Annotated in this window: 20 protein-coding genes; 12 read left to right on the plus strand and 8 right to left on the minus strand. The window is 72.2% G+C overall.

Going from position 1 to position 21,369, the window contains the following annotated elements; all coding sequences use genetic code 11:
- Positions 1-62: 62 nt before the first annotated feature.
- Positions 63-665: a DnaJ family domain-containing protein gene (locus DEJ22_RS01460; protein WP_111226897.1), complete on the minus strand. Its 603-nt coding sequence runs from the start codon at positions 663-665 to the stop codon at positions 63-65.
- Positions 666-802: 137 nt separating this feature from the next.
- On the opposite strand from DEJ22_RS01460, the gene DEJ22_RS01465 reads away from it, so the two are divergent.
- The 3 genes from DEJ22_RS01465 to DEJ22_RS01475 all read left to right on the plus strand — a co-directional run bounded on the left by DEJ22_RS01465 (position 803) and on the right by DEJ22_RS01475 (position 2,846).
- Positions 803-1,864, plus strand: a complete 1,062-nt coding sequence (locus tag DEJ22_RS01465) for a sodium:calcium antiporter (protein ID WP_111226896.1) — start codon at positions 803-805, stop codon at positions 1,862-1,864.
- Positions 1,865-2,112: 248 nt separating this feature from the next.
- Positions 2,113-2,568 (plus strand): hypothetical protein, encoded by a 456-nt coding sequence (locus DEJ22_RS01470; protein WP_111226895.1) that lies wholly within the window; start codon positions 2,113-2,115, stop codon positions 2,566-2,568.
- A 65-nt stretch (positions 2,569-2,633) separates the two neighbouring features.
- On the plus strand, positions 2,634-2,846 hold the full coding sequence (locus DEJ22_RS01475) for a hypothetical protein (RefSeq protein WP_146241739.1): 213 nt from the start codon (positions 2,634-2,636) through the stop codon (positions 2,844-2,846).
- 199 nt (positions 2,847-3,045) lie between these two features.
- On the opposite strand, the gene DEJ22_RS01480 is transcribed toward DEJ22_RS01475, so the two are convergent.
- Positions 3,046-4,863 (minus strand): glycoside hydrolase family 15 protein, encoded by a 1,818-nt coding sequence (locus DEJ22_RS01480; protein WP_111226893.1) that lies wholly within the window; start codon positions 4,861-4,863, stop codon positions 3,046-3,048.
- Between the two features lie 542 nt (positions 4,864-5,405).
- On the opposite strand from DEJ22_RS01480, the gene DEJ22_RS01485 reads away from it, so the two are divergent.
- The 4 genes from DEJ22_RS01485 (at position 5,406) to DEJ22_RS01500 (ending at position 9,794) form a co-directional block, all read left to right on the plus strand.
- Complete coding sequence (locus DEJ22_RS01485; protein WP_111226892.1) at positions 5,406-6,572, plus strand: RtcB family protein; 1,167 nt, start codon at positions 5,406-5,408, stop codon at positions 6,570-6,572.
- A 115-nt stretch (positions 6,573-6,687) separates the two neighbouring features.
- Complete coding sequence (locus DEJ22_RS01490; RefSeq protein WP_181430746.1) at positions 6,688-7,521, plus strand: DUF1206 domain-containing protein; 834 nt, start codon at positions 6,688-6,690, stop codon at positions 7,519-7,521.
- Positions 7,522-7,786: 265 nt separating this feature from the next.
- On the plus strand, positions 7,787-8,662 hold the full coding sequence (locus DEJ22_RS01495; RefSeq protein ID WP_111226890.1) for an SMP-30/gluconolactonase/LRE family protein: 876 nt from the start codon (positions 7,787-7,789) through the stop codon (positions 8,660-8,662).
- A 43-nt stretch (positions 8,663-8,705) separates the two neighbouring features.
- Positions 8,706-9,794, plus strand: coding sequence for an alpha/beta fold hydrolase (locus tag DEJ22_RS01500; protein ID WP_111226889.1), 1,089 nt, complete (start codon positions 8,706-8,708; stop codon positions 9,792-9,794).
- 100 nt (positions 9,795-9,894) lie between these two features.
- Here the strand turns inward: DEJ22_RS01500 and DEJ22_RS01505 are convergent, their stop codons facing one another.
- The 5 genes from DEJ22_RS01505 to DEJ22_RS01525 all read right to left on the minus strand — a co-directional run bounded on the left by DEJ22_RS01505 (position 9,895) and on the right by DEJ22_RS01525 (position 13,760).
- Entirely contained in the window at positions 9,895-11,088 is a 1,194-nt protein-coding gene (locus DEJ22_RS01505) for an NAD(P)/FAD-dependent oxidoreductase (protein ID WP_111226888.1), read from the minus strand.
- A 7-nt stretch (positions 11,089-11,095) separates the two neighbouring features.
- A complete protein-coding gene (locus DEJ22_RS01510) occupies positions 11,096-11,896 on the minus strand; it encodes an SDR family NAD(P)-dependent oxidoreductase (protein ID WP_111226887.1) in 801 nt (266 codons plus the stop codon).
- A 9-nt stretch (positions 11,897-11,905) separates the two neighbouring features.
- The gene (locus DEJ22_RS01515; RefSeq protein ID WP_111226886.1) at positions 11,906-12,412 is read right to left on the minus strand and encodes a Dps family protein; all 507 of its coding nucleotides are present in this window, start codon (positions 12,410-12,412) and stop codon (positions 11,906-11,908) included.
- A 121-nt stretch (positions 12,413-12,533) separates the two neighbouring features.
- Entirely contained in the window at positions 12,534-13,046 is a 513-nt protein-coding gene (locus DEJ22_RS01520) for a MarR family winged helix-turn-helix transcriptional regulator (RefSeq protein WP_111226885.1), read from the minus strand.
- Positions 13,047-13,202: 156 nt separating this feature from the next.
- Positions 13,203-13,760, minus strand: a complete 558-nt coding sequence (locus DEJ22_RS01525; RefSeq protein ID WP_111226884.1) for an NADPH-dependent FMN reductase — start codon at positions 13,758-13,760, stop codon at positions 13,203-13,205.
- 134 nt (positions 13,761-13,894) lie between these two features.
- Here DEJ22_RS01525 and DEJ22_RS01530 point away from each other — a divergent pair, with 134 nt between their 5' ends.
- The 4 genes from DEJ22_RS01530 (at position 13,895) to DEJ22_RS01545 (ending at position 18,623) form a co-directional block, all read left to right on the plus strand.
- Positions 13,895-15,538, plus strand: a complete 1,644-nt coding sequence (locus tag DEJ22_RS01530) for a glycoside hydrolase family 13 protein (RefSeq protein ID WP_111226883.1) — start codon at positions 13,895-13,897, stop codon at positions 15,536-15,538.
- A gap of 98 nt (positions 15,539-15,636) precedes the next feature.
- Positions 15,637-17,580, plus strand: a complete 1,944-nt coding sequence (locus DEJ22_RS01535) for a lectin-like domain-containing protein (protein ID WP_111226882.1) — start codon at positions 15,637-15,639, stop codon at positions 17,578-17,580.
- 138 nt (positions 17,581-17,718) lie between these two features.
- Positions 17,719-18,360, plus strand: coding sequence for a DUF308 domain-containing protein (locus DEJ22_RS01540; protein ID WP_284174758.1), 642 nt, complete (start codon positions 17,719-17,721; stop codon positions 18,358-18,360).
- Positions 18,357-18,623 carry a hypothetical protein gene (locus DEJ22_RS01545; protein ID WP_111226880.1) on the plus strand — a complete coding sequence of 89 codons (267 nt, stop codon included), beginning with the start codon at positions 18,357-18,359 and terminating at the stop codon, positions 18,621-18,623. Before DEJ22_RS01540 ends, DEJ22_RS01545 begins: the two co-directional genes overlap by 4 nt.
- A 399-nt stretch (positions 18,624-19,022) precedes the next feature.
- Here DEJ22_RS01545 and DEJ22_RS01550 read toward each other — a convergent pair whose 3' ends face one another.
- Positions 19,023-19,901 carry a LysR family transcriptional regulator gene (locus tag DEJ22_RS01550; protein ID WP_111226879.1) on the minus strand — a complete coding sequence of 293 codons (879 nt, stop codon included), beginning with the start codon at positions 19,899-19,901 and terminating at the stop codon, positions 19,023-19,025.
- An 81-nt stretch (positions 19,902-19,982) separates the two neighbouring features.
- On the opposite strand from DEJ22_RS01550, the gene DEJ22_RS01555 reads away from it, so the two are divergent.
- Positions 19,983-21,269, plus strand: coding sequence for an MFS transporter (locus DEJ22_RS01555; protein WP_111226969.1), 1,287 nt, complete (start codon positions 19,983-19,985; stop codon positions 21,267-21,269).
- Positions 21,270-21,369 lie beyond the last annotated feature (100 nt).

A 21,369-nucleotide genomic window follows, 5' to 3' on the forward strand; every position in this document is an offset into this window, starting at 1 on the left:
CCGGACAGCCTGCAGGCACGCCCCTGCGCGGTCGTCCGCACCGCCGACGACCGAGCGCCGGGTCAGCGTCGACGCCACCACCGACGAGGCCGCTCCGCCCGTTCCGCAGCGGCACGCTCGGCCGCGGCACGCTCGTCCGCCGCGCGTCGGGCACCGCGCCGGTCGTGCCACCGACCGACCTCGGCGTCGACGTCGCGCATCGGCGTGACGACCGGTGGTCCGCCGAGCAACTGCCGCCGGGCCTCCTTCACCCGGGCGTTGAAGTCGACGAGGACCGCGCGGACGTCGTCCTCGGTGGTGAGCGCGTCGAGGTGGTCGTCGAGCTCGGCGTCCTCTGTCCGGAGCGCCAGGGCGGGCGGGGCGATGCCGCGGATGTCCTCGCGCTCGATCTTCGCCTTGATCCACCAGTCCGGGTCGTGTCGACCGTCGTTCCCCGGCAGCGGCTTGCCGTGGTACGGGTTGCCCTCGAACACCCCGCAGCGCTCGGCCTCCTCGATCCGGGCACGTGCGTGGCGCTCGACGTCCTGCAATCGGAGCAGGCGTCGTTCCTCGCGGACCTCGTCCGGGTCGAGGGAGCCGCGCTCGACCTCGCTGTCCACCAGCTGCTGGTACCGGTACCGGGCAGCTCGTCGCAGCCGGTCCATACGTGCGTCGACGTCGTTCATCGCCCGTCCATCATGCGCCTGACCGCCGACGACGTGCTCAGCCACCAGGGGTGCGAGGCGCGTGCCGGCGAGGTCGTCCGAGCCGTTCGACGCACGCCTCGGAGCGTCCCCGGGCTCCTCGGGCCACGGTCGAGTGCATGGCATCGCTACCGCTGTGGGCGCTCGTCCTGATCTTCGTGGCCGGCGCCGCGGTGATCTGGGTCGCGGGCATCCAGCTCTCCAAGACCACCGACGTCCTCGACGACCGTCTGCACCTCGGCAGCGCCCTCGGGGGCCTCATCGTGCTCGCCGTCGCGACGAACCTGCCCGAGATCGCCATCACCGTGAGTGCTGGTCTGTCCGGCAACATCGAGGTCGCCGCGGGCAACATCCTCGGCGGCATCGCCCTGCAGACGGTCGTGATCGCGATCCTCGACGCCTTCGGCAAGCGGGGCAAGGGGGTTCGGCCGCTCACCTTCCGAGCGGCGTCGCTCGCCCTGGTGCTCGAGGCGATCGTCGTCGTCGCGGTGCTCGCCGTCGTCGTCGCGGGGAGCCAGCTGCCGCCGGACCTCGTGGTCGCGCGGCTCACGCCCGACGTGGTGCTCATCGCGGTCATCTGGGTCGTCGGACTCCTGCTCGTGCAGCGTGCCGGCAAGGGCCTGCCCTGGCACGAGGACGGGCGCGCGCCGGACGCGTCGCCGCACACCTCGGGTCACCGGACCCGCAAGCAGGACCCGCCCCGGATGAGCACGAGGAAGGCGGCCGTCGTATTCACGGTGTCGGCCCTGGCGACACTCGTGGCCGGCGTGGTGCTGGAGCGAGCGGGCGATGCGGCGTCGGAGCAGATCGGGCTGTCGGGGGTGCTCTTCGGTGCGACGGTGCTGGCCCTCGCCACGAGCCTGCCGGAGATCTCCACCGGAATCCAGGCGGTCCGCCAGGGCGACGACAACCTGGCGGTGTCGGACATCTTCGGCGGCAACGCCTTCCTGCCGGTGCTGTTCCTGGTCGCGACGGTGCTGTCGGGCAAGGCGGTGCTGCCGCAGGCGAACGCGAGCGATGTCTACCTGACGGCGTTGGCCGCGCTGCTGACGTTGGTCTACGCGGTCGGCCTGGTGTTCCGGCCGAAGCGGCGGATCGTCGGGATGGGCGTCGACTCGTTCGTCGTGGTCGTGCTCTACCTGGTCGGCGTCGCCGGACTCGTCGCGATCACCCTCGGCTGAGCTGCAGCGGCGGCCCACCGGGAGCAATCCGGTGGGTACTGCAGCATCGCCGTGGGTCGCTCCGCCGACTGCTCGTCGCTCCGCCGACTGCTCGTCGTCCCGCGTGCGGTGCTGGTCGTGCGGATGTGGACAGCATGCAGCCGATCCGCAACCGAGGGGGTCATGCTGCGAGCAGGCGGTCCCGACCGTGACGTCGGCAGCGCTGCAGGCGGCACGGCGGTCATCACCGCCGACGGAAGCAGCCAACCATGACCGGCCAACCCACCACCGCCGACCAGCACCTCGCGCTCACGAGTGTGGTCGCATCGGGTCTCCCGACCGCCCTCGGCACGCAGCACGCGGAGCACTTCTACGACGTCCCGGCCGTCTTCAACCGGCGACCGGACCCCCACGAGGTCGCTGCACTGGAGGCATCGACGAGCCACAGGGCGCTGGAACGCTCCGGGTACCCCGAGGTCACGCTGACCGTCCACGACCGTCGCCTCGTCATCGGACACACCAACCTCGACCAGCTGGAGCGCGGGCTCGCGACCGCTCTCGCGAACCTCGTGCACCAGATCAGCAGCGACGCCCTCCTGAAGGCGCAGCGTTCCCGCGACGACGCGCAGCTGGCTCAGGATGCGCAGCTCGCTCGGGCGCGGGACGTCACCCGCGCCGCAGAGCGCATCCGGTTCGTCCCCGACGAGCAACTCCGTGCGGTGTGAACCGGCACCGCACGTCGGACCGGCCCGGCCTGCACACCAGCCCGCTGCAGGGTGAGCGGAACACCGTGACCGATCCCGCCACCCACGTCACACCGGACCCAGCAGGGGTGCTGCGCACCCTCGTGCTGCAGGACCCCGGCCACGAGGACGTCAGCCTCACCGTCCGGGGCACCGCACCTGCTTCGTTGCAGTACCGCGGGGAGATCTGGACGGCGACCCGCGTCCGGCTGCACCGTCCCATGGCCCGGAACGGCTACCAGTACGTGCACAGCGTCTGATCCCGCGTCCGGCTGTGTGGACGGCGACCGCCGTGCTCACAGCCGACGCCCCGAGCGGTCTCGTCCTCGACGGAGCGTCTGCTCGGGGTGCCCGCCGTACCGGGCACGGAAGGTGGCGGAGAACCACCCCGTGTGGGTGGAGCCCCACTCCCGCGATGCGCGCACGACCGCGCCCTCGCAGGTGCACGGAGCCCACGGGTCACGCCTCCGCGGCGACCTCCTCGATCGTCAGCGCCGCCTGGATGAGCGCCAGGTGCGACAGCCCCTGCGGGATGTTGCCCATGAAGGCGCCGTCGTCAGCACTCAGCATCTCGCTGAACAGGCCCACGTCGTTCGCCTGGGCGACCATCTCGTCCATCAGGGTGCGGGCGTCGTCCACGCGCCCGGTGCACGCCATCGCCGCCGCGAGCCAGAACGAGCACGCGACGAACGGTGACTCCTCCTGCTCCATGCCGGAGTACCGGTAGACGAGGGGGCCGCGCTGCAGCTGCTCCTCGATCGCGCGGATCGTCGACGCCATGCGCGGCCCGCGGTCGAACGACGACATCGCGTGGATGAGGATCGAGGTGTCCAGCGCGTCCGACCCCGGGTACATGACGTAGTGCCCGCGTTCCTCGTCCCAGCCGTGCTCGGAGACCCACTGCTCGATGAGCTCGCGGTTCTCGATCCACTTCTCGCGCGGCCCGTCGATCATCCCGGCGTCGTGCAGCTCGACTGCCGCATCGAGCGCCTGCCAACAGCCGATCTTGCTCGTCACGTAGTGCTGCGTCTCCTGCAGCTCCCACATCCCCGAGTCAGCTTCTTCCCACCGGTGGCAGGCGTCGTCGGCCAGACGTTCGAGCACGCTCGCGGTCTGGCGGTCGAGCACGTTGCCCGCCTTCACGTACTGGCGGAGGATCTCGAAGACGTCGCCCCAGACCCCGAGCTGCAGTTGGTCGCCCGCGCGGTTGCCGATCGTCACCGGCCCGATGCCGCGCCAGCCCGGCACGTCCCGCTCCTCCACCCCGTCGGTCTTCGAGCCGTCGAGCTCGTAGAAGATCGGCATGGTCTCGTCGTGCTCGGCGATCGTGCGCATGACCCACGAGACCGCGGCGTGCGTCTCCTCGCGCAGGCCGAACCGGGTGAGCGCGTGCACCGTGTACGCCAGGTCGCGGACCCAGGCGAACCGGTAGTCCCAGTTCTTGCCGCCCGTGCGGTCCTCCGGCAGGCTCGTCGTCGGAGCCGCCGCGATCGCGCCGGTGGGAGCGTAGATGAGCAGTTTCAGTGCGAGGGCGCTCCGCTGGACCGCCTCGGCCCACGGGCCGTCGTAGGAGAACTCCTCGGACCAGGTCGACCAGTTCGCGATCGTCCGGTCCACCGCGTCGAGTGTCAACTCGGGCTCGGGCAGGAAGATCGGCTCGTTCTCGGTGCCGACGATCGTCAGGATCGACTTGGATCCCTCGCTCGTCGAGAACCGCCCCGAGAAGCGCGGGCCGTCGTCGTGCACCGGCTCGAAGCCGTGCTGGACGATCCCGATGGTGACGCCGTCGATGCCGATCACCGTGCCGTTGCCGGTGTCCAGCCGCTTCGGCTCGGCCGTGTTCAGCAGGGTGCCCGGGACGACCGCCCACTCCATCTCGACGGTGCCGCGCACGCCCTGCACGCAACGGCCGATCTCGGCCCAGGGGAGCCGGCCCGCGACGCCCGTGACCATCGCGTCGGTGACGGTGCAGGACCCGCTGTCGGTCGTCCACGTCGTGACGAGCACGTTCGTGCCCGGCAGGTACTCGCGTTCGACGGTCGCGTCCCCCGTGGGGCGGAGGGCGATGTGTCCACCGTGCTCGGCATCGAGGATGCTCGCGAAGACCGGCGGGGAGTCCATCGAGGGGATCGGCAGCCAGTCGATCCGGCCGTCCCGCGCGATGAGCGCGACCGTCCGACCGTCGCCGATCGCTCCGTAGGAACGGAGGGGCACGTAGCCGTCGGTGCGTTCCTCGTTGTCGTTCGCGTCGGGGGTGTCGCGGGTCCGTTCGGTCATGCCTCCACACTGCCCGGTCGGCGGGTGCTGCCATCAGCCGGGCGTACCCCGCTGTGGAGACGTGTGCCGAGCCTCCTGTCGGTGCAGGACCGAGCCCGCCGACACCCGCGGAGCCGCACCGAGGAACCTGCGCAGGGCCGCGACACGCCCGGGTGACTTGTGCCGTCCGGGCGTGTCGCACTACTGTCGGTCCTCCTGCCGACCCGGCAGGGCCGCCCGCCCCGGGCGATCACGGAAGGACCGCGATGCGCGCCCAGCAGCACAGCAGCCGTCTCGAGCACCAGCTCGAGCAGCTCGTCGTGCTGCCCGCCGTGCAGTACGCGAACGACTCCCTCCGCGAACCCGCGTAGGCACGCGCCGTCCCCCGACGTCCCGTGCCCACCCGGCCCGGGGCGTCCCTCCCGTCGTTCCTCCACAGGTGCACTGCACCGAGCCGGAGGCGCAGGACCCGTCCGCCCCGGACCGTCACCACGACGGCCGCCCGGCCGTCACCACGACGGCCGCCCGGCCGCCGACGACCGTCTCGACGAAGGACGAACACCATGAAGAAGATCAACGACCGATTGCTCAGCTGGGCCTCGATGCTCGAGGAGAACACCGAGCAGCAGGCCCGCACGACGGCGCGCATGCCCTTCGTGTTCCCGCACCTCGCGCTGATGCCCGACGCACACCTCGGTCTCGGGGCCACCGTCGGCTCCGTGATCCCGACCCTCGGCGCGATCATGCCTGCGGCCGTCGGTGTGGACATCGGCTGCGGCATGATCGCGGTCCGCACGCAGTTCACGGCCTCGGACCTGCCCGCCGACCTGCAGCCGCTGCGCGAGCAGATCGAGCGGGCGATCCCGCTGTCCGCGGGGGCGTCGAACCGCAAGATCGTCGCCACCGCCGAGCCGCGGATCGCCGAGCTCGAGGCGATGGCTGAGGCGGCCGGCTTCGACCCCGCCGGAGCCCACGGCGGCTGGCGGAACCAGCTCGGCACGCTCGGTTCGGGCAACCACTTCATCGAGGTCTCGCTCGACGAGCAGGACCGGGTCTGGCTGTTCCTGCACTCCGGCTCGCGGGGCGTCGGCAACAAGATCGCCCAGCGGCACATCAGGGTCGCCAAGCGGATGATGCAGCGCTGGTGGATCGAGCTGCCGGATCCCGACCTGGCCTACCTCGTCGAGGGCACGCCGGAGTTCGACCGGTACATCGCCGAGCTGCGGTGGGCGCAGCACTTCGCGCTCCTCAACCGCGAGGAGATGATGGACCGGGTCGTCCGGCAGCTGTCCGAGGTGCTCGGCCGGCCGGTGGACGAGCAGGAGCGGATCAACTGCCACCACAACTTCACGCAGCGCGAGACGCACTGGGGGAAGAGCGTGTGGGTGTCCCGCAAGGGCGCGATCCAGGCGAAGGCGGGGCAGCTCGGTCTCGTTCCGGGTTCGATGGGCACAGCGTCGTACGTCGTCGAGGGGCTCGGCAACAAGCCGTCGCTCGAGTCGTCGCCGCACGGAGCCGGCCGGCTCTTCTCGCGGTCGGCGGCGCGCCGGACCTTCACGCACGAGCAGCTGCGCGAGGCGATGGCGGGGATCGAGTACCGCGACACCGACGCGTTCCTCGACGAGATCCCCGGAGCGTACAAGCCGATCGATCAGGTGATGGCGGACGCCGCCGACCTGGTGACGATCCGGCACACGCTCCGCCAAGTCGTCAACGTCAAGGGCGACTGAAACCGGACGGGAGGCACGTGGCGACGCCGCCATGCGCCTCCCGTCCGGCGCTCGTCCCGACACGCGGTGCGCACCGCTGCGGACAGCGGTCGGTGCGTCGGGCACGCTCGAAGGGGTGAGCGACCATGCGGAACGAGCAGCACGCGAGACCGGCCGACAGGCGAAGCGGGTCGCCGACAGCAGGTGGTTCGAGCTGACCGCCAGGGCCGGGTACGTCGGCAGCGGCATCGTGCACCTGCTGATCGGGTACCTCGTCGTGCTCCTCGGTCTCGGCAACGCGTCCGGAGGTCGGGAGACCGACCAGTCCGGCGCCCTGCAGCAGCTCGCCGCGGTCCCCGGTGGGATCGCCCTGCTCTGGGTCGTCGCGGTCGGCACCGCGGCGTTGGCTCTGCGCCTCGTCGTCGAGGCCGTCGTCGGCGGTCGCTCGGACGACGCCCGGGGGTGGGGCGCCCGGGCGAAGGACGTCGGCAAGGCGATCGTCTACGGCGTCGTGTCGTACTCGGCGGGATCGTTCGCGCTCGGAGCGGGGAAGAGCTCGAGCGGGTCCACCCGGAGCGCCGCGGCGCAGGCCCTCGCGACACCCGGTGGCGTGTTCCTGCTGCTCGCCGCGGCGGCGGTCGCGATCGCGGTCGGTGTCGGGCTCGTCGTGATCGGGTGCCGTCGGTCCTTCCGGAAGCACATCGTCCGACCGCCCCGGTCCCTCGACCGTCCGGTGACGGCGCTCGCCGTCGTCGGGTACGTCGGCAAGGGCCTGTCGGTGGTCGTCGTCGGCGTGCTCATCGCGGTCGCGGGCTTCCGGAGCGACCCGGACCAGGCGACCGGGCTGGACGGGGCGTTCGACGCGGTGCGGGAGCTCCCGGCCGGGTCGGTGCTGCTCGTCGCCATCGGGGTCGCCTTCCTGGCCTACGGCGTGTGGAGCTTCTTCCGCGCCCGGTTCGCGCGCCTCTGACACCTCGACGCCGGCGTCGGTCGGTGCGGACGGCCGCCAGACGCCGGCGTCAGCGCCGGACGCCCCGCGGCCGTCGAGACACCGCCGGGTCCGACGGTGTCTCGACGAGACAGCGGTGTCTCGACGCGACCGCGGTGTCTCGACGCGACCGCGGTGTCTCGACGACACGCCAGCGTCGCGACCGGACGCCGGCCCCCGCGTTCGGCGTACAGGCACACCGGGTCGCTGGCAGGTCGTGCACGCCGCCCCCGGTAGACGGGGACGCATGACCACCGACGCCGTGACCGGGCCCGTGACCGTCTTCTGCGACGAGCAGGCGGTGCTCGTCGAGAGCATCGTCTGGGACCCGACCACCGAGCGTCTCCGCTGGACCGACATCACCCTCGGGCTGCTCACCACCGCGCGCGCCGACGGGACGGTCGAGTCGAGCGTCGCGCTGCCCCCGCCCCTCGCGAGCTTCCAGCCGCGCGCGACCGGCGGCTTCGTCGCGGCCCTCGGTGACTCCGTCGTGCTGACCGACGAGCTCGGCGTGGTCGAGCGCGAGCTGGTGCGGGTGCACCACGCGACCGCCGAGATGCGCTTCAACGAGGGCAAGTGCGACCCGTTCGGCCGGTTCCTCGTCGGCAGCATGGACCTGTCCGACCAGGACCCGGCGGGAGCGCTGTACTCCGTCGAGCCCGACGGATCGGTCCGGGTGCTCCGTGGCGGTTTCGGCGTGACGAACGGCATCGAGTGGTCCGCCGACGGCAGCGTCATGTACGTCACGGACACGAGCACGTCGACGATCTACCGCGGGTCCTACGGGCCGGACGGGGAGCTCGGCGACCTCGAACCGTTCGTCAGCGGGGCCGCGCACGACGGGCTGGTCTGCGACGACGAGGGCTGCTTCTGGACGGCGGTCTACGGCAGCGGGCGCGTCGAGCGGTGGGACGCATCGGGAGCACACCTCGAGACCGTCGAGGTGCCGGCGCCGAACGTGACCTCGGTGGCGTTCGGCGGACCCGACATGTCGACCCTGTTCATCGGCACGGCGCGCGAGAACAGCACCGAGGAGCAGCTCGAGCAGTACCCGCACTCCGGCGCGGTCCTCGCTGTGCAGACCCGCGTGCACGGCGTCCCCGCCTCGACCTTCGGCGGCTGACCGGGCGGGTATCGTGGGGCGGTCGCCGACCCCAGGAGGCCCCGTGCACGAACAGGACGACCGGACACCGCAGGACGCCCCGGACCCCGCCGCCGAGCTCGCGGAGGCCGAGGACGCCGACGTCCAGGTCGAGGTCGACCGGATCGCGGTCGACGGCACCTACGTCCGGGTGAGTTCGATCGGTCACCCCGGCGACCGTGCGTTCGTGCTCGTCGCCGGGCTCGGCATCGCCGCCACCTACTACGAGCGGCTCGCCCCCCACCTCAACGAGAACGGGCCCGTGCACGCCCTCGACCTGCCGGGCTTCGCCGGGGTCCCGCGCTTCCGCGGGGCGGTGTCGATCGAGCGGTACGCCGACGCGGTCGAGCAGGTCATCCGCGAGCTCCGGCTCGAGGACCCGGTGCTCGTCGGGCACTCGATGGGCACCCAGGTCGTCACGGAGGTCGCCGCGAGGAACCCGCACATCCGCCACCTCGTGCTCATCAGCCCGGTCGTCGACAGTCGCGCCAGGAACATCCGCACCTCGGCCCTGCGCTTCCTGCGGTCGGCCCTGCACGAGCCCGCCGCGGTGCGCTGGCACGCCGTCACCGCGTACGCCCTGTGCGGTTGGCACTGGTTCCGCAAGGTGCTGCCGCGCATGATCGCGTTCCCGATCGAGGACCGTGCCGCCGAGGTGCAGGCGCGCACCCTCATCGTCCGCGGCGAGCACGACGCGATGGTGCCCCGCGACTGGGTGCGTTCGCTGGCGCGGGTCTTCCCGCACGCGGTGCTCCGCGAGGTCGTCGACGGCGCGCACTCGGTGATGCACGCCCAAGCGGATGCGGTCGCCCGGCTCGCGGTGGCGCACGTCGACGGGCGCATCACCGACCGCGGCGTCGGCTCGCTGCAGCGGGTGCGCGACGACACGACCTCGTCCGACCTGGCCCGGCTCGGTCCGGCGGACGCCTGGCTGGTCCTGAAGTCGCGCTTCATCGAGCTCTCCGGCATGGCGAAGGGCGACGACGACCAGCTGGAGCGGGCGAAGTCGGCGCACGCGGTCGCGATGGCCGACGGCGACGGGATCCCGGTGGACCCGACCGATCGCGCCGAGGTGGTCGACGAGGTCGCGCCGGAGGTCCGCGACCAGCGCTGACGACAGGGCAGGCTCCGGCCCGACGCAACGGGCTGGAGGCGCGACCCGACCCCGTCAGGTCGGGCCGCGCCTCCAGGCCGTCGGCGTCAGGAACCGCGCGTCACGGCGTGATGCGGCCCGGCAGCATGTCGCGTGTCAGGGCGTGCGCCTCGGCGAGGACCTTCCGCGCCTCGTCGGTCTTCCCCGACACGTTCCAGAGCAGCACGCCGCGCACGGTGTCGTCGTCGTCCAGGTGGTACACGACGCCGGTCGTCAGCGGCTCCTGCCAGTCCTCGACGGTGTGCAGCTCGGTCGAGACCTGCCCGACCGCCTCGTACCCCGTGTCGAAGACGTTGGAGTAGAACATCGGCGTGTGGTCGTAGGTCTCGTCCGCGTCCGCGAGGTTGCGTCCGGCCTGCCGCCCCTGCTGCTGCGCGTTGTCGACGTGCTCGACGCGGCGCGTGCCGAGGATCCGGTCGGGGTACTCCGCGACGTCGCCCGCGGCGAACACCGAGTCGTCGTCCGTGAGGAGCGTCGACGACACCACGATCCCGTCGTGCACGGTGAGGCCGGCGTCCGCGGCGAGCTGCGTCTGCGGTTCGATGCCGAGTCCGGCGACGACCGCGTCGGCCTCGACCACCGAGCCGTCGTCCAGCGTCAGGGAGACACCGTCGTCGGTCTCCGTGCCCTGCTCCACACGGCGTCCGGCGAGCACCTCGACGCCGTGGTCGACGAACCGCTGCTGGAACGCCCGGGCGAGGTCGTCCGGGAACATGTGGCCGCCGAGGACCTCGTCCGGGGTGATCAGCGTGACGCGCGCGCCGTTCTGCACCACGCCCGCGGCGATCTCGGTGCCGATGTAGCTGCCGCCGACGACGGCGACGTGTGCCCCGGCGTCCGTGAGCTCCCGCAGGCGCCGGTAGTCGTCCGCGCTGCGGTAGTCGAGCACGCGCGCCGAGGGTGCCAGCCCGGGCAGGCTGCGCGGCTTGCCGCCGGTGGCCAGGAGCAGGCGCTCGTAGCCGTGGCTCTGCCCGTCCGCGGTCGTGACGGTCTTCGCTCCGCGGTCGATCGACGTCACCGCGGTCCCGAGCACGAAGGTCGCACCGGTCTCTTCGGTGTGCAGGTCGACCTTGTCGTCCCAGCTGAACTCCGGGTCGGTCCAGAGCTTCTTCGACAGGGCGGGCCGTGCGTACGGCCGGTCGACGTCGTCGCTGATGATGCCGATGGAGCCGTCGGCGTCGATCTCGCGGATCCCGCGGGCGGCGGCGTCGGCGACCATCCCGCCGCCGACGATCAGGTAGCGGAAGTCGGTCATGGTCCTCCTAGATCGTGGCGACCGAGCCGGAGTCGACCCGGTAGTTCGAACCGTTGACGAAGCTCGCCAGGTCGGAGCAGAGGAAGGCCACGACGTTCGCGACCTCCTCGGGCTCACCGCGGCGGCCGAGCTCCATGTACGGACGCTCCTCGTCGAGGAAGCTCGAGACGGCCTCGTCGAACGAGGTGCCGAGCTGCTTCGCGCGCTTGTCCATCATCGCGTCGGTCATGGGCGTGTGGATGAACGCGGGGCTGACGGTGTTGACGAGCAGGCCCTCGGACGCGTAGGAGCGCGACAGCCCCTTGGCGAACGAGAGCACCCCGGCCTTCGCGGCGCAGTAGGGGAGTTCGTCGTCGTACGGCTGCGACGCGTCCTCGGAGACGAGGTACACGATGCGGCCCCAGCCGCCCTTCCGCAGGTCGCCGATGAACTCGCGCGTGATGCGCACCGGGCCCATCAGGTCGACGTCGATGGTGTCGAGCCAGCCCTGCTCGTCGATCTCGTGGAACATGCCCTGGGCGCCGGTCACGCCCGAGGACTGCACCAGGATGTCGATCTCGCCGACCGCGTCGCGCACGCGTTCGTGCAGCGCGGCGAGGCTGTCCGCCTTCGTCACGTCGGCGGCGAAGGCGAACAGCTTGCCGTGCGGTGCCTCGAGCTGGTCGGCGCTGGTGTCGAGCCGTCCCTGGTCGATGTCGGTGACGACCACGGTCGCACCCTCCGCCAGGAGGATGCGCGCCGTGTTCCAGCCGATGCCGGAGTCGCCACCGAAGACGAGCGCGACCTTGCCGGTGATGCCGAGGTCCACGTGTCGTCCCTACTCGTGCTCGGACGCCTCGGCGACGGCCGGGGTCGTGGCAGCGGCGAGCGGCGTCCGCGGCTCGCGGTTCTCGGCCGAGACCATCCAGGCGAGCTGCTCGAGGCGCTCGATGAAGCCGTGGAGCAGGTCGGCGGTCGTCGGGTCCTCGTCGTCGACCTCGTCGTGCACGTCGCGCATCGTGCCGGTGGTCTGGTAGAGGCGCAGCGTGATCAGGTCGATCGCGTCGTGCGTGTCGATCTCGCCGTCGGGGAAGGCGTCGAGGTGCGTGCCGGCAGCGACCGTGGCGGAGCGGCCGTCCGGGATCGCGTAGAGGGCGCGCATGCGCTCCGCCATGTCGTCGGCGAACTCACGCGCCGCGTCGACGATCTCGTCGAGCTGCAGGTGCAGGTCGCGGAAGTTGTGGCCGAGGATGTTCCAGTGCGCCTGCTTGCCCTGCAGGTGCAGGTCGATGAGGTCCACCAGGACGGCCTGGAGGTTGGCGGCGAGCTTGTCCGATGCGTGCATGATCGGCTCCTTTCGCGGTCGGTGACCCTTCTGGTCTACGCGGTCGCGCGGCGCTCGTTCCCAGAGCACGTGCACCCGGGCGTCCCCCGTGGGCTGTCGGACGCCGGCACGGCGCCGTCCCTCAGTGCTCGGGCGCAGGGTCCACCTGGTCGACGGCGTCACGCATCCGCTCGAGGAACGACGCCACGACGCGGGCATCGGACGCGGACAGTCCTTCGGCGATCGCCATCATCCGCCGGTGCATCACGCCGAGCGTGGCACGGACCTCGTCGTCGGTCTCGGTGGTGGGCGTGATCACGAGCGCCCGCCGGTCGGTCGGGTGCGGGTCACGCCGGACGTGGTTCGAGCGCACGAGTCGATCGATGAGGATCGTCGTCGACGCCGACGAGATCTTGAGGTACGCGGACAGGTCCTTCGGCTTCACGATCCGTCCGGCGCGTTGGGCCTGCAGGAGGTAGCGGACCGCGAGCAGGTCGGTCTCTCCCATCCCCATGGAGTCGCGGGTACGCCGGCGCATCGCCGTCTCGGCGGCCCGGTAGCGGCGCAGGGCGTTCAGCACGGCGACACCGCGCTGGGTGGCGTCGTCGTCGGGGAACCAGTACCCCGACGCCTCCGTGATCTCCTGCGTCGACATGCCGTTCAGGGTAACCCGTCTGGTAACTCGCTCATCTAGCGGATCCGCGCGCTGTGGACAAGTCGATGCGTGCGCATCGGACAGACGGGAGGCGCGGAACCGACCGGCACCGCGCCTCCACACCGTCTCCTGGTCACTTGACGGTGACCGGTCGGCTCACGCCGCGACGCGCTCGTCCGCCGCGTCGGCCAGGGCGCCGAGCGCGCCCTGCACGAGCTCGACGACCTCGGCGTCCTCGCGCGGGTGGGTCTCGGCGAACCGGACGACCGACTGCGGGATGGCGACCTTGACGTCCTCGAGCACCTTCGCGCCGGCGATGCCGGCGGCCTTGCGGGCGTCGTCGTGCGCCCAGACGCCGCCGTACTGGCCGAACGCCGAACCGATCACCGCGAGCGGCTTGCCGGACAGCGGCGAGGCGCCGAACGGACGGGAGCCCCAGTCGAGCGCGTTCTTCAGCACGGCCGGGATCGTGCCGTTGTACTCGGGCGTGACGAGGAGCACGGCGTCCGCGGCGGCGACGGCGTCACGGAAGGCGACGGCGGCGGCAGGCGGGGTGTCGCCGTCGATGTCCTCGTTGTAGAAGGGCAGGTCGACGATCCCGTCGAAGGTCGTGAGGGAGATGCCCTCCGGGGCGTGCTGCTCGGCGGCCTCCGCGAGCTTCCGGTTGATCGAGCCGGCGCGCAGGCTGCCGACGAGCACGAGGACGTTCGTCATGGTGGATCCCTTCGTTCGGTGACCGTGCGGTCACGGAATGGTGTCAGCGACAACCAAGGCGCGACCTGGACACGCTATTCCCGGGGTGGACCCGACCTGTTCCCGTCGCCGGAGGGCGTGGGTAGGTTGACGGGGTGAGCACCCCTCGGACGCCCGCCAGCAGCCCGCGCACGACCGACCCGGACTGGTGGCGCCAGGCCGTCGTCTACCAGGTGTACCCACGGAGCTTCGCGGACACCGACGCGGACGGCCTCGGCGACGTCGCCGGCATCACCAGTCGCGTGCCGTACCTGGCGGCGCTCGGTGTCGACGCCGTCTGGCTGTCGCCCTTCTACCCGTCCCCGTTGGCCGACGGCGGGTACGACGTGGCCGACTACCGGGACGTCGACCCCCGTCTCGGCTCGCTCGACGACCTCGACGCGTTCGTCCGCACCGCCCACGAGCACGACGTGAAGGTCATCGTCGACGTGGTGCCGAACCACACCTCGGACCAGCACGAGTGGTTCCGGCAGGCGCTCGCCGCAGCCCCCGGTTCGCCCGAGCGCGCCCGGTACGTCTTCCGTGACGGGGCAGGGGAGTCCGGCGAGCTGCCCCCGAGCGACTGGGTGTCGAACTTCGGCGGGAGCGCCTGGACACGGGTGCCGGACGGGCAGTGGTACCTGCACCTGTTCGCGCCCGAGCAGCCCGACCTGGACTGGTCGAACCCCGAGGTCCGTGCGGACTTCGAGGACATCCTGCGGTTCTGGTCGGACCGCGGTGTGGACGGGTTCCGGGTGGACGTGGCGCACGGGCTCGCCAAGGACCTGTCGACGCCGTACCGTCCCTCGAACGAGAAGGCACTGCCGCTCGACGGCTCCGACCCGCTGTACGACCGCGACGAGGTGCACGAGGTCTTCGCCTCGTGGCGGACCGTGCTCGACGAGTACGACCCGCCTCGCGCCGCGATCGCCGAGGCCTGGGCACCGGCACCGCGGCGGGTGCTCTACGCACGGCCCACCGAGCTCGGACAGGCGTTCAACTTCGACCTGCTCGAGTCGCCGTTCGACGCCGGCTCCTTCCGGACGATCATCGAGCGGAACCTCGCGATGTCCGAGGAGTCCGGTGCGTCGTCCACCTGGGTCCTGTCGAACCACGACGTCGTCCGCCACGCCACCCGGTACGGCCTGCCGGGCGGCACCGACACGGACGCCTGGCTGATGACCGACGGCACCGAGCCCGCGCTCGACCGCGCGCGTGGCGAGCGGCGCGCGCGGGCGGCCACCATGCTGGTCCTCGCGCTGCCGGGGTCGTCGTACCTCTACCAGGGGGAGGAGCTCGGCCTGCACGAGGCGCCGGCGATCCCGCACGACCTGCTGCAGGACCCGAAGTGGACCCGCACGGGGCACACCGTCAAGGGTCGCGACGGGTGCCGCGTGCCGATCCCGTGGACCCGGACCGGACCGTCGTTCGGTTTCGGGGACGTGGCCCCGTTCCTGCCGCAGCCCGACGACTTCGGCGTCTCGTCCGTCGAGGCCGAGCAGGACGACCCGGACTCGACCCTCGCGCTGTACCGGCAGGCGACGGCCGCGCGTCGGCGACTCCAGCGCGGTGAGGAGCTGACGTGGCTCGACGCGGGCGACGACGTCGTGGCGTTCGCGCGGCACGACGGATGGCGTGCGGTCATGAACTTCGGCACGACGCCGGTACCGATGCCCGAGGGGACGGTGGTGCTGGCTTCGGGGCCGCTCGACGCCGAGGGCGGCACGCTGCCCGGGGAGACCACCGTCTGGCTCGCGTGACCGCGGCCGTTCCTGCACAACCCCTCTACTCGGCAAGCTCCTCCCCAGAAGGATCGAGGACCCGCTGACGAGGTGGTCCCGCTCGCGACGATCGGGGCATGACAGACACCTCGATCCCGACAGCCGTCCACCGCGACGGACGCCCCCGACGACGCCGACCCTCACGCGGTGCGATCACGAGCGGACTCGTGGCGCTGGCCGTCCTCGCAGCGCCTGCGCTCCTGCCGTCGAGCTCCTCGGCGGACGACCTCGCCTTCCCGTACGTCAACCGGTTCGACTCCGCGGCCGGCGGCACCCTGAGCGGTGACGCGCAGGTCGTCGACGGGCGACTGCGACTGACCGACGAGACCGCCGACCAGGCCGGTGCGTGGTCGACGGACGACACGTTCCGGTCGGACCTCGGGCTCGACATCGAGTTCTCCTACGCCATGTACAACACCAGCGAGGACCAGGGTGCTGACGGGCTGCTCCTCTTCCTGGCGGACGGCCGCGCACCACAGGGTGTCGGTGCCTACGGCGCGGCGCTCGGGTACGCCTGTCGGTCGAGCGTGACCCAGGGCGGTGGGGAGCCGTGCGACCTCCCGGGCGTGCCGGGCGGCTTCGCGGCCGTGGCGGTCGACCACTACGGCAACTTCTCGCAGGACATCAACGGGTCGGGGGTCGGGCGCCGGCCGGACTCGATCGTGGTCCGCGGATCGGGCGACGGGACGACGGGCTACCGGTACGTCGACGGTGTCCCCGCGCCGGGCGGTACCCTCACGCAGGGCCCCGAGACGCGGCGGGTCCGGGTCAGCCTCGTGCCCGGGGCGAGCGGCGAGCTGTTCATGACGGTCCGGCTCGAGTCCGACGGCGCGCAGCGGACCGTCTTCGACCGGGTACCGCTCCACCACCCGTCGCAGGCACCGTTGCCGGACACGCTCCGGCTGGGGTTCTCCGCCGCGACCGGCAGCTTCGCCGACGTCCACGAGGTCGACGACCTCCGCGTCTCCGAGCCGGTCGACCTCGGTGTCTCGCAGGACCTCCCGGCGTCCGGCCGGCCAGGACAGCCCTTCACCTACACCGTGACCGCCTCCGATGCCGGGCCGAACCGTTCGGACCCCAGTGCGCTGCACGTCGACGTGCCGGACGGCCTGCGTGACGTGACGTGGACCTGCACCGCGACCGCCGGATCCGCCTGTGGCGCGACCACCGGCACGGGCGACGTGGACGACGCGCTCGACCTGGTGTGGGGTGGCTCGGCGACGGTCGCCGTGACGGGCACCGTCGCGGACGACGCCTCGGGATCGCTCGAGAGCACCGCGAGCATCGCCCCTCCGGCGTCCCTGGCCGACGTCGACGAGTCCGACAACCGGTCCGTCGTGACCAGACCGATCGAGGCGGTGCCCGCCCCCGAGGCACAGCTGGTGACCGAGAAGTCGGTCTCCCCGTCCGTCGACGTGGCACCAGGTGACGAGGTCGAGTACCGGGTGACGGCGGAGAACCGGGGACCGGACACCGCGCACGAGGTGGGCGTGGTCGACGACCTGCCGTCGGCGATGCGCTTCGCTGGGTCGGAGGACGACTGCACGGCCGACGGGCAGCACGTCACGTGCCGGTCCGACGGCGACCTGGCCGTGGGTCAGACACGCTCCTTCCGCATCCGCGCGGTGCTCGACCCCGACTACACGGGCGACGGCTCCGACGTCGTCAACGTGGCGACCGCGACGTCCCCCACCGACCCCGACGGTGGTGACCCGTCACCGGAGGTGTCGATCGGTGTCACCGTGCCCGGTGACGGGAACGGCGACGACGACAGCGACGGAGACGGCGGCGGGAGCGCTCCGACACCGGCCGCCTCCGCGAGCACCTCACCGTCGCCGGCCGCTCCGACGACTGCCGGTGGCGGACGGACGGGCAGCGGGGGGATCCGGCGCGGAGCCCTCGCCTACACCGGCGCCGAGGGGCTGGGGCTGCTCACCGCCGTCGCGGGTGCCGCGGTCGGACTCGGGGTCGGCGGGTGGTGGGTGACACGGCGCCGCCGGACGCCCGACGACGCCGGCTGACGGCGACGCGCCGCCGGTCGTGGGCCACCCGAGCCCCGACCGGCGACGGCGTGGTCGCCGCCGGCACCGTCTCCGGTCCGATGCCCGGGGTGCCGGCGGTAGACTCGGACCACGATCCGCATGCCCGAAAGAGGTCTCGTGTCCGACTCCGTGGACGACGCCGGCCAGCGCGCGCGGTACTGGTCGATCCCCGTCCTCCGGGCCGTCCCAGCCGCGGTCGTGGCCCTCGTCATCACCTTCTCGTCCAACCACGCCGCTGGCTACGGCCTGCTGCTCTTCGGCGGGTTCGTGATCGTCGACGCCGTCGTGCTCGGCTGGGCCGCGCTCCGTCGGATGCCGTTCGACGAGCGGTCGCGTCCGACGACACTCGTACAGGCGGTCGTCTCCCTCGTCGCCGGTGTCGCAGCGCTCGCGACGAACAGCGTCGGGCTCGCGGCGTTCATCACGGTGGTCGTCGGTTGGGCGGTGCTGACCGGAGCCCTCGAACTCGCACAGGGGCTCAGGGCACGAGGGCGATCGCCCTTCGCCCGCGACTGGACGACGATCGGCGGGCTCACCCTGCTGCTCGCGGTCGCCTTCCTGCTGACACCGCCCGACTACTCCCAGCAGCTCGGCGGTGTCGAGCAGGTGACCGGCACCCTGGACGCCGCAGTCGTCCTCGTCGGCCTGCTCGGCGCCTACCTCGCCATCGCGGCGGTCTTCCACGTGATCGCCGGACTCTCGCACAAGTGGGGCACGGCTGCACCGGCCGCTGCCCCGGACGGAGCACCACACGCATGACCTCCCCCAGCCGTCGCGACCGCCTGCGCCCCGCCGAACTCCTCGTGATCTCGGCGGTCATCGCGGTGTTCACCGGAGCGGTCGTGCTCTTCTCGACACGCGAGTTCGAGCTCGCGCTGGTCTTCCTCGGCGTCGCGTTCATCGTGGTCGTGGTGGTCCTCGCCATGCTCCAGCTGGCCGCGTCGAGCGACCAGGACGACAACGACATGCTCGGCGGGCACAAGGCTCCCGGCGAGCAGACGGACGGCGACGACTTCCACTGACGCCTCGGGGTCACCGAGCTGTACTGCCTCTGGGGCGGCAGCGACGGGCCGGTACCCGGCCTGGCGCTCACCGTCGGTACCGCGGACGACGAGCAGCTCACCGCAGGAGCGACGAGCTTCTTCACCGGCTGGGACCCCGAGTGCTCGGTCGAGGGTCCGGCCCGTGTGTGTCGAGCGACGTCGACCGACGCCGAGACCGGTGCCGCGCAGGCGCGGACCCGGTACGTCCGTGGTGGCACCTGGGTCGAGATCAGCCAGGGTGACTTCCCGACCAACGGCCTGCTCGACGCCGTCGTCGGGGAGATCTGGGGGGGACTGACGGCCGGGAGGCGTGGGGCGGACCGGACCCGCGCCTCCCGTCCGCCGGTGGGATGCCTCCCACGCGGCCGCCCGCAGGCCTCATCCCACCCGAGCAGCCACGACGTCCCGGGCCAGCGTGCGCGTCGCACGGTTCGGCTCGGTGTCCGACCGCATCGCGAGTCCGATGCGCAGCGGCTCGACCTCGTCCTCGAGCTCCAGCACGGCTCCGTCGTACCGGACGCCCGAGTCCGGGACGACACCGACGCCGAGTCCGGCCGAGGCGAACCGGATCACCGCGGGCATGTCGTTCATCTCCGCGACGACACGGCGACGGAGACCGCGTCGCTCGAACGCGGCGTCGAGGATCAGGCGGTTGCCGAACCCGTGCGCGGTGTCGACGAAGGGTTCCGCAGCGAGCTCGGCCAGTGACACCGAACGGCGTCCCGCCAGCGGGTGGTCCGCCGCGGTGAAGACCCGGAAGGGCATCTCGCGCAGTGGTTCGACCACGATGCCGGAGGGCACCGACGGCAGGCCCGTGTACGCGAGGTCCAGCCGTCCCGCGACGAGGTCCTGCACGAGTCCCGTGGTGCCGGTCGGCGAGGTCATGAGCTCCACCGCCACGAGCGGGTGGCGGTGCCGGAAGCGCCGGAGGACTCCGGTCAGGTCCACGATGTCCATGCTCGTGAAGATGCCGAGGCGCACCCGACCGCGCAGGTCGGCGTCGTCCACCGTCGCCAGGTCACGCATGCGGTCGAGGGCGTCGAGCACGGTGCGAGCGTGGGGGAGCAGGTCCTCGCCGGCGGTGGTCAGCACGAGGCGCCGCCCGGTGCGGTCGAAGAGGCGGACGCCGAGCGAACGTTCGAGTGACGCGATCCCGGCGGAGACCGTCGACTGCGCGGCCCAGAGGCGTTCTGCGGCACGGGTGACGCTGCCCTCGGACGCGACGGCGACGAACTGTTCGAGCAGGCGGGTCTCCACCCCCTGAGTATCGGTCCGATCGATGACGCACATCAAGAGCATCCGTTGGACTCGATGCGCTCCGGCGAGCACCATCGGAGCATGTCCTCGACCACCACCTCCACCCCCACCGTGGGTGTCGCCCCTGCACGTGCAGCGTCCTCCGACCAGGTCCCGGCCCCGCGCGGCCGCCGCGTCCACTCCCGCCGCCGGCACGGGTTCGGCTTCTGGGCCGTGGCGTTCGCGTTCCTGGCGGTGATGGCCTTCGCGACCGTCCCGGCGCCCCTCTACGTCGTCTACCAGGCCCGCGACGGCTTCCCGACCTTCACCACCACGGTCGTCTTCGCCGCGTACGGCGTGGGTGTCGTCGCCGCGCTGTTCCTGGCCGGTCACCTCAGCGACGTGCACGGCCGACGCCCGCTGATCCTGGTGTCGATCGCCCTCGAGCTCCTCGCGGCGGTGCTCTTCCTGCTGTGGAACGACGTCGCCGGACTCGTCGTGGCCCGTCTGGTGACGGGGCTCGGTGTCGGTCTGCTCACCGCGACCGCGACCGCCCACCTCGGCGAGCTCCGCGTCCGGGCGACCGGCTCGTCCGCGTCTGCCCAGGGAGCGAGTGTCGCGGCGGGAGCGGTGAACCTCGGCGGTCTGTCGCTCGGCGCCCTGGTCGGGGGCGCGCTCGCGGAGTACGTCGGGCAGCCGCTCGTCGTGCCCTACGTCGTCTTCGTCGTCGCCCTGGCGGTCGCGTTCGTGGTCGTCCTCGCCGCGCCCGAGACGGTCGACCGTCCCGAGGAGCCGGTGCCCTACCGGCCGCAGCGGATGGCGGCGCCCGAGGGGCAGGCCGGCGTCTTCTGGGCGGCGGGCACCGCGGCGTTCGCGGCCCTGGCGGTGCAGGGGCTCTTCACCTCGGTGGCCCCCAGCTTCCTCGGCACGACCTTCCACGTCACCGACCGCCTCGCCGCGGGAGCGACGACGTTCGGGGTCTTCGCCGCGAGCGCCCTCTCGCAGATCGTGTTCGCGCGGCTCTCGCAGCGGCGCCAGATCCGGCTCGGGCTGGTCCTGCTCGTGGGTGGCCTGGTCGTGCTCGCGGTCGCGGCCGTGTTCCTGCAGGTCGCGGGCTTCATCGGCGGCGGGGTCGTCGCGGGCGCCGGCGTCGGGCTGCTGTTCCGGGCGTCGATCGCCCGTGCCGGCTCCCTCGTCGGACCCGAGCGCCGTGGCGGGGTCCTCGCGGCGACCTTCCTCATCGCCTACGCCGGGCTGACCGTGCCCGTCGTGGCGGTCGGGGCCGCGCTGCTGGTCGTCCCGACGCTCCCGGTGTTGCTCGGCTACGTGGTCTTCGTGGTCGTGCTGGCGCTCGTCGCGGGCACGCGGTTGGCGGCTCGCGCGGAGTAGCCCCGGAGCTTCGCGGCGGACCGGACCCCCGCCCCGCACCCCGGCGCCACCGGCCCCGGGGTGGGCGGCCGGCCGCGGGCGTCCGGCTGGCCCCGGGCGG

Origin of the sequence: Curtobacterium sp. MCSS17_007 (assembly GCF_003234175.2) — a bacterium.
Classification (GTDB): domain Bacteria; phylum Actinomycetota; class Actinomycetes; order Actinomycetales; family Microbacteriaceae; genus Curtobacterium.

Bases quoted from the DNA above. Each gene is read 5' to 3' on its own strand.
- DEJ22_RS01465 (WP_111226896.1), top strand. From the start codon at position 803: ATGGCATCGCTACCGCTGTGGGCGCTCGTCCTGATCTTCGTGGCCGGC.
- DEJ22_RS01505 (WP_111226888.1), bottom strand. From the start codon at position 11,088: ATGACCGACTTCCGCTACCTGATCGTCGGCGGCGGGATGGTCGCCGAC.
- DEJ22_RS01525 (WP_111226884.1), bottom strand. From the start codon at position 13,760: ATGACGAACGTCCTCGTGCTCGTCGGCAGCCTGCGCGCCGGCTCGATC.
- DEJ22_RS01480 (WP_111226893.1), bottom strand. From the start codon at position 4,863: ATGACCGAACGGACCCGCGACACCCCCGACGCGAACGACAACGAGGAA.
- DEJ22_RS01515 (WP_111226886.1), bottom strand. From the start codon at position 12,412: ATGCACGCATCGGACAAGCTCGCCGCCAACCTCCAGGCCGTCCTGGTG.
- DEJ22_RS01545 (WP_111226880.1), top strand. From the start codon at position 18,357: ATGACCTCCCCCAGCCGTCGCGACCGCCTGCGCCCCGCCGAACTCCTC.
- DEJ22_RS01460 (WP_111226897.1), bottom strand. From the start codon at position 665: ATGAACGACGTCGACGCACGTATGGACCGGCTGCGACGAGCTGCCCGG.
- DEJ22_RS01555 (WP_111226969.1), top strand. From the start codon at position 19,983: ATGTCCTCGACCACCACCTCCACCCCCACCGTGGGTGTCGCCCCTGCA.
- DEJ22_RS01470 (WP_111226895.1), top strand. From the start codon at position 2,113: ATGACCGGCCAACCCACCACCGCCGACCAGCACCTCGCGCTCACGAGT.
- DEJ22_RS01495 (WP_111226890.1), top strand. From the start codon at position 7,787: ATGACCACCGACGCCGTGACCGGGCCCGTGACCGTCTTCTGCGACGAG.
- DEJ22_RS01520 (WP_111226885.1), bottom strand. From the start codon at position 13,046: ATGTCGACGCAGGAGATCACGGAGGCGTCGGGGTACTGGTTCCCCGAC.
- DEJ22_RS01535 (WP_111226882.1), top strand. From the start codon at position 15,637: ATGACAGACACCTCGATCCCGACAGCCGTCCACCGCGACGGACGCCCC.
- DEJ22_RS01485 (WP_111226892.1), top strand. From the start codon at position 5,406: ATGAAGAAGATCAACGACCGATTGCTCAGCTGGGCCTCGATGCTCGAG.